The 5,960-nt window shown below is 69.9% G+C and carries 7 protein-coding genes; 1 reads left to right on the forward strand and 6 read right to left on the reverse strand.

Annotated elements, in window-relative coordinates:
* A partial coding sequence (locus GA0115259_RS42225) for a GntR family transcriptional regulator (protein WP_237540550.1) occupies nt 1-317 on the reverse strand: 317 nt, incomplete at its 3' end.
* Nucleotides 318-364: 47 nt separating this feature from the next.
* On the opposite strand from GA0115259_RS42225, the gene GA0115259_RS28030 reads away from it, so the two are divergent.
* A complete protein-coding gene (locus GA0115259_RS28030; RefSeq protein ID WP_093602209.1) occupies nt 365-874 on the forward strand; it encodes a carboxymuconolactone decarboxylase family protein in 510 nt (169 codons plus the stop codon).
* A gap of 39 nt (nt 875-913) precedes the next feature.
* On the opposite strand, the gene GA0115259_RS39255 is transcribed toward GA0115259_RS28030, so the two are convergent.
* The 5 genes from GA0115259_RS39255 to GA0115259_RS28060 all read right to left on the reverse strand — a co-directional run.
* Nucleotides 914-1,882, reverse strand: coding sequence for a hypothetical protein (locus GA0115259_RS39255; RefSeq protein ID WP_107469277.1), 969 nt, complete (start codon nt 1,880-1,882; stop codon nt 914-916).
* 3 nt (nt 1,883-1,885) lie between these two features.
* On the reverse strand, nt 1,886-2,311 hold the full coding sequence (locus GA0115259_RS28045) for a hypothetical protein (RefSeq protein ID WP_093602215.1): 426 nt from the start codon (nt 2,309-2,311) through the stop codon (nt 1,886-1,888).
* A complete protein-coding gene (locus tag GA0115259_RS28050) occupies nt 2,298-4,115 on the reverse strand; it encodes a hypothetical protein (protein ID WP_141716715.1) in 1,818 nt (605 codons plus the stop codon). The genes GA0115259_RS28045 and GA0115259_RS28050 overlap by 14 nt, the downstream gene beginning before the upstream one ends.
* A gap of 227 nt (nt 4,116-4,342) precedes the next feature.
* Nucleotides 4,343-5,332 (reverse strand): malate dehydrogenase, encoded by a 990-nt coding sequence (locus GA0115259_RS28055; RefSeq protein WP_093602219.1) that lies wholly within the window; start codon nt 5,330-5,332, stop codon nt 4,343-4,345.
* Between the two features lie 197 nt (nt 5,333-5,529).
* A partial coding sequence (locus GA0115259_RS28060; protein WP_141716716.1) for a DUF2690 domain-containing protein occupies nt 5,530-5,960 on the reverse strand: 431 nt, incomplete at its 5' end.

Here is a 5,960-nt window from a genome sequence, read left to right on the forward strand (position 1 = left end):
GCGGACCGCCGGGCCACGCGCGTGCCCGAGCCCTGCCGGGCGGTGAGCCAGCCCTCGGCGGCCAGTTCGGCGTACGCGTCGGCCACGGTGTTACGGGCGATGCCCAGGTCCGCGGCGAGCGTGCGGGAGGACGGCAGCCGGGTGCCCGGCGCGAGCCTGCCCGTACGGACGGCTTCGCGCAGGGCGTCCATGAGTCCGGCGCGCAGCCCGGAGCCACGGAGCTCAAGATGGAGATCGACACCGAGGACGCCGCTCGCAGCAGGTCCTGCCGTGGAAGCAGCAGGTCCGGCCGCGGAATTGGCCCAGGAATCCGTCATGGGAATGGACCATACCTCTGTGCCACCGGGCGCGTAGCGTCGTAGCTATGACAACGCGCACAGAGAACGAAACGAACCGATACGCACCCGAGCACTCGCCGCGTCTGGACATGGCCAAGCTCGTCCCCGAGGTCTACAAGGCCATGGTCCGGCTGGACGCCACGGCCCGGCACGGCGTCGATCCGACACTGCTCGAACTGGTCAAGATCCGCGCCTCCCAGCTCAACCACTGCGCGTTCTGCCTCGACATGCACACCAAGGACGCGCTGGCGGCCGGCGAGTCGGTGGAGCGTGTCATCCAGCTGAGCGCGTGGGAGGAGTCGCGGCACTTCTACACACCGAAGGAGATCGCGGCGATCGAGCTGACGGAGGCGATCACCGTGCTGACCGACGGTTTCGTGCCGGACGAGGTGTACGAGAAGGCCGCGGAGCAGTTCGACGAGACGGAGCTGGCGCATCTGATCGCCGCGATCACGGTGATCAACGCCTGGAACCGGTTCGGTGTTTCCACCCGGATGGTGCCCGGCCACTACACACCGGGCCAGTTCGCGCACTGACCGCCCAGGCCCTGTCCGGAGCCGCGCCGGAGCCGCCTGTCAGCTCCAGCCGGGCTCGAAAGGTTCCAGGACCGTGCCCAGCAGTTGCCGCAGATCCGCCACCTCTCCCGCAGGAGCGGCCACCAGCACCGCGTACTGCCCGCCGTCGGTCGCGGTGAAGACCCGCTCGATGACCTGGCGGCGGCCTCCGGCCTTGTCGCTGTCGTACGAGTACACCAGTTCGGCGGCGTCACCGGCCGGGTTCTCGTCGCCGCCGACGACCGTACCGACGGCGACCTCCGTATAGCCCTTGTTCCTCGCCGCGAGATCCGCCGACGACTGCTGGACCAGATCCAGCGATGTCATGTTCTCCTCGGAGATCGCGAAGACCTGGATCAGGCTGCTCTCGTCGCTCGTCGTGTAGAAGACGCCGTTGCTGCGCGAGCTCCGCTCCCAGCCTTCGGGTACGGCGATGGTGAAGCCCTTGGGATCCTCGGCCACCCGGAAGCCGGGCGGCAGAACGCCGGTGGACGGATCATCGGTCACGTCGGTGGCGCCGGAACCGTCCGTGGGAGTGTCGGTCCCCGCGTCGGTGGAGGACGCCGAGGAGTCCAGGGAGTCGGAGGAGTCCGACGGGTACGCGGACTCGGAGACGGTGGCGCCCGGTCGCGCGGCCGAGCCGTCCTCGGCGCCGTCCCGGCCCAAGGCGGTCCAGACGGCCACAGCGCCCGCGCCCAGCACGGCCGCGACGGCGATCACCACGAGCGGCATACGGCGGGATCCCTGGCCCAGGAAACGACCGTACGGATCGACCGGGCCGGTCTGAACGAAGCCTGTCTGCTCGGCACCCGTCTGTCCGAGGCCCTCCTCCCGGACGCCGGCCTGAGAATGCGCCTGCTTCTGGCCCTGCCCCTGGTCGTACGGCGCGAACAGCGGCAACGGAGGCGGCGGCGGAACGTACGCCAACGGTGCGCCGCCGCTCTCCCACCGCTGGGTCTCGGCATTCCAGCGCGGCTTGGCCCCGGCCATCCGTCAGCCGCCCAGCATCGCGCCGACGGCCTGGCCGACCGCGACTCCGGACGCGAGCGTCCCGGCGACACCGCCCGCCAGCGCCAGCGCGTCCCGAAGACGGGCCAGCCTGCCGGGGCCCGCCGCGCCGGCCGTGGTGATCTCCTCCTCGGCGGCGACGAGTTCGGCGTCGAGCACGGCGGTGCCGTCCGTCGCGACGAAGCGCGCCAGGTCCTCGCGCAGCGCCCGTACCGCCGCCAGCAGCTCCGCCTGGGCCGGATCGCTCACCTGTCCCGCGCCACCGGTATTGGTGTTGGTGACGGTGTTGTGGTCACCGATGCCGATCGCGCTGCCGCTCACCGAGCCGATCCGCACCGCCGGACGCGCCGGCTCCGCCGACTCCGCCGGCTGTGTCCGACGCGCCTGACCGCCCTCGTCAGTTGCCGCCATTGCTGCCTCCCCCTGCCTCGTTGCGGTTGTCGATCGTGTTGTGATCGCCGATGCCGATGGCGCTGTTCTGCGCGGACTCGATGAAGACTCCGCCGTTGGTGACGTTGATGATCTTCTGTTCGAACTCGGCCGTCTGCCAGCCCGCTTCGTACAGCGCGTGCCGCACTCCGCCCGCCACCCGGTCCTCCACGCTCTTGAGATACCGGCTCACATCCATCTCCTGGAAGAGCGAGGCCTCGCTGTCTGAGCCGAGTTCACGGATGGAGACCGCGGGCCCGGCCGGCAGCGCGCCGCCGTATCCGCCGCCGAGCCGCCGCCACTCCACGACGGCGGACCGGCCCAGGGTGAGGAGCGTCTGCCCGATCGATCCCGGCGTGTGCGTCAGGGCCCAGACGGCCTTGCCGAACCAGGAGTTGTTCAGATACTGGTGCGCCAGCCGGTCCGCTTCACGGAACTGGCGCCGCACGGGCAGCAGCACATGCGGAGCGACCTCCAGCATCAGCATGCCGCCCTGGGTGTGCACCCGTACGAAGACGGTGACGACCAGTTCCTCATGCCATCCGCCCACTCTGATACGGAGGAAGTGGCGCCGTGACTCGCCTCCCTCCTCGACGGAGTCGGCGCGGTGCCGGGCGAAGCTCTCGGCGTCGTACGGCGCTCCGTCCCGCTGTCTGAGCCCGTCGACCGGGAGGAAGACGCACTCGTCGACGCGCAGCTCGCGCAGCCGGTCGCGTACGGCCGCCGCCGCTTGCGGAGAGCCGTGCGGGGAGGGCACACGCAGGGCCTCCAGCAGCGGCACGATCTGGCGCAGGACCTCGCCGTTGTCGATCGGCACCGGCCCGCTGCCCTTACCGCCCTTGCCGTCCGTACTGCCTTTACCGCCCGTACCGCCCGTACCGCCCTTGCCTTCCGTACCGTCCTCACCGACCTGCCGGTCCTTGCGAGGGCGCAGTTCGACGGCGAGTGTCCAGGGGCGGAACGGCTCTCCGACGCCCAGAAACGGGTTCGCCGAGTGGTACATCACCAGAGGTGCGTGCTGCTCGGCCCGGATACGGGCGCTCAGCCGCTGAAGACGGCCGCCGGTGGCCAGTTCGGCGGGATCGGAGGAGACCACGGGAAAGCGGTGCTCGGAGAGTTCGTTCGTCATCACCCGGGCGAACTGTCCGCGCCGCAGGCCCACTCCGACGGCGATCAGCAGCAACAGGATCACGGCCGTCCAGGCCCGGCCCGGATCCGCGAGAGCGCCGGCGCTGTCCGGGACACTCGGGATGCCGGGAACCAGTGTGCCGGTGTCCAGTACCGCCCCGCTCGATGTGTCGGCGGCGAACGCGTCGGACCCGGCAGACCCGTTTGCTTCGTCGGATCCGCCGGAGAGGCCGACCGCCATCGAGACCAACAGGCTCACGATGACGACCGCCAGCATGAGCCGCCCGTACCAGCGGACCACGAGCGCCGCCGCCTTGCGGTACCACGGCGTACCGGACCCACGGCCTCTGATCCACGGTGCGATCGCGAGCAGCAGACACGGAAAGACGAAGAGCAGCAGAACCCAGTCGGTGAGCGGGACGGCGATGATCCAGAGCGCCAGCATGCCGGCGCTCCAGGCCAGTTCCGTACGGCGGGCACGCACGGCGTGCGCGAGCACCCGGGCCGCGTCGAAGCCGGTCGAGGGAGCGATGAAACGCTCCTCGTGGACGTACAGCTCGTCGAGGACGGCGTCCCGGAAGCCTCTGTCCATATGCACTCCGGCGCAGAGCAGCCGGCACGCCTCACTCGCGGCGGGCTCCATAGCGATCCCGGTCAATGAGTCCCCCGTGTGCCGCAAGAGTCAGCAGAGTCAACTTCCCTTGTTCGACTCGGAGTTGACAGCGATGAAACACGCATCGTAGGGCATCCCCACGACACCGCGCACACGTCTTTTCACTTGCTGTACACCGGAACGCCTCCGACGGGTGTCGGAGGCGTTCCGGTGTTCGTAGCTTTTCGGTGTTCCGGTGTTCTTGGCTCTTCGGGCTTCGGACTTCGGGATCGTCAGATCAGGCCGAGCGCACGCACCGCGTCGCGCTCCTCCTGGAGCTCGCGCACGGAGGCGTCGATCCGGGCGCGCGAGAACGCGTTGATGTCCAGGCCCTGGACGATCTCGTACGCGCCGTCCCTGGCGGTGACCGGGAAGGAGGAGATCAGGCCCTCCGGCACACCGTAGGAACCGTCCGACGGGATGCCCATGGAGGTCCAGTCGCCCTCGGCGGTGCCGTTGACCCAGGTGTGGATGTGGTCGATGGCGGCGTTGGCGGCGGAGGCGGCCGAGGAGGCGCCACGGGCCTCGATGATCGCCGCACCGCGCTTGGCGACGGTCGGGATGAACGTGTCGGCCAGCCAGACCTCGTCGTTGACGGTCTCGGCGGCGTTCTTGCCGGCGATCTCCGCGTGGAAGATGTCCGGGTACTGGGTGGCGGAGTGGTTGCCCCAGATCGTCAGACGCTTGATGTCGGAGACGGCGGCGCCGGTCTTCGCGGCGAGCTGCGAGATGGCGCGGTTGTGGTCGAGACGGGTCATAGCGGTGAAGCGCTCGGCCGGTACGTCGGGCGCGGCGGCCTGCGCGATCAGCGCGTTGGTGTTCGCCGGGTTGCCGACGACGAGGACCTTGATGTCGTCCGCGGCATGGTCGTTGATGGCCTTGCCCTGCGGCTTGAAGATGCCGCCGTTGGCGGAGAGCAGATCGCCGCGCTCCATGCCCTTCGTACGGGGACGGGCACCGACCAGCAGTGCCACGTTCGCGCCGTCGAAGGCGACGTTCGGGTCGTCCGTGATCTCGATGCCGCCGAGCAGCGGGAAGGCGCAGTCGTCCAGCTCCATCGCGGTGCCCTCGGCGGCCTTGAGGCCCTGCGGGATCTCAAGGAGACGGAGCTTGACCGGCACGTCCGCGCCGAGCAGATGGCCGGACGCGATGCGGAAGAGCAGCGCGTAGCCGATCTGGCCGGCCGCGCCGGTGACGGTGACATTCACGGGAGTGCGGGTCATGGCGGTCTCCGTAAGACGCTGGCGGTGGGGGTCCCTGCCCCTGGTGCGGGACATCTCCGCGGCCGCGAATCTTGACGTGAAGAGATATCCGGCGATCAGGCTATCCGACCCGCGTCCGCCCGGGCCGTCGGCCCCTTGTGGCACGGCTCACGACGGCGTGTCCGTGGTGCCCGCGGACGTGCCGTCGGCCGCTCCGCTCACTGCGTGGAGGTGCAGCCCGTCTCGCCCGTCGTGAGTGTCGCGCACGCCTTCGCGCTGCCGGGATCCGGTACGGCGACCATCGGCGTGTACGCGTTGGTGGCCACCTCCACCACACCGTTCTGGGCCTTGCCGCCCGCGGTGATCCGTACCTCGTCGCCCGTCGTGGCCTGGGTGATCCGCGCCCAGGCCGCTCCGCACGTCCGGCTGTGGCGTACCTCGATCAGGGCCGTACCGACCGTGGCGCTGGAGACGGTCGTGGCGAACTCTCCGCCGCAGCCCATCGTCTCCGGGTCCTGTCCTGAGCAGTCGTCACCACCGCACTTCACACCGGGCGGCAGTACGGGGCTGCTGCTGACGGACGGCGAGGGCTTCGGGGACTCCGCGACGGTCTTCCCGCCGCCGTCACCGCCGATATCGGTCAGCAGCA

This window comes from Streptomyces sp. MnatMP-M17 (assembly GCF_900091995.1).
Classification (GTDB): domain Bacteria; phylum Actinomycetota; class Actinomycetes; order Streptomycetales; family Streptomycetaceae; genus Streptomyces.

What these genes read in the sequence shown, in the direction of transcription:
- GA0115259_RS39255 (WP_107469277.1), bottom strand. Translation starts at nt 1,882, where the DNA reads ATGGCCGGGGCCAAGCCGCGCTGGAATGCCGAGACCCAGCGGTGGGAG.
- GA0115259_RS28045 (WP_093602215.1), bottom strand. Translation starts at nt 2,311, where the DNA reads ATGGCGGCAACTGACGAGGGCGGTCAGGCGCGTCGGACACAGCCGGCG.
- GA0115259_RS28030 (WP_093602209.1), top strand. Translation starts at nt 365, where the DNA reads ATGACAACGCGCACAGAGAACGAAACGAACCGATACGCACCCGAGCAC.
- GA0115259_RS28055 (WP_093602219.1), bottom strand. Translation starts at nt 5,332, where the DNA reads ATGACCCGCACTCCCGTGAATGTCACCGTCACCGGCGCGGCCGGCCAG.